The organism is Pseudomonas sp. K5002 (assembly GCF_013386655.1).
Lineage (GTDB): Bacteria > Pseudomonadota > Gammaproteobacteria > Pseudomonadales > Pseudomonadaceae > Aquipseudomonas.
The window spans coordinates 1-368 of the sequence record NZ_JACARK010001667.1 but is presented as its reverse complement, the minus strand read 5'-3'; the positions used below and the strand labels follow the sequence as shown (position 1 = coordinate 368).

The window sequence follows — 368 nt, the reverse complement described above, 5'->3', positions numbered from 1 at the left end:
GGCCGGCATCGCCGCCGTTGCAGCAGGCTGCGCCGCAGCGCCACCCGGGGTCTGCAACTTGGCCAGCTGGTTATTCTTGAGCTCGATCAGCCGCTGCAGCTTGTCCAGCTGACTTTGCAGGTCAGCCATGCGGCTTTTCAGTTCTTCATTCTCGCGACGGGTCGAATCCAGGCTTTCCTGGGTCACCGCCAGCTTGTTGTTCAAGGCCCGGCTGTCGCCCGCCGCGCCCTTCCCGCCCTTCCTGGCCGCTTCGGCCGAGACCAGGCTCAAATTGTCCTTGGTATTGGTCTGCGACGGCGCATTACCCGCCTGGGTACGCTTGGTCGCGTCCAGCTGCGCCTTGCCGGCGAGCTGATTGCCGCCACGGC

The 368-nt window shown here is 65.2% G+C and carries 1 protein-coding gene; it reads right to left on the bottom strand.

Features of this window, described 5'->3' with window-relative positions:
- Positions 1–368, bottom strand: a 368-nt coding sequence (locus HX846_RS38595; protein WP_372242081.1) for a FimV family protein, incomplete at both ends; no start/stop codon positions are given.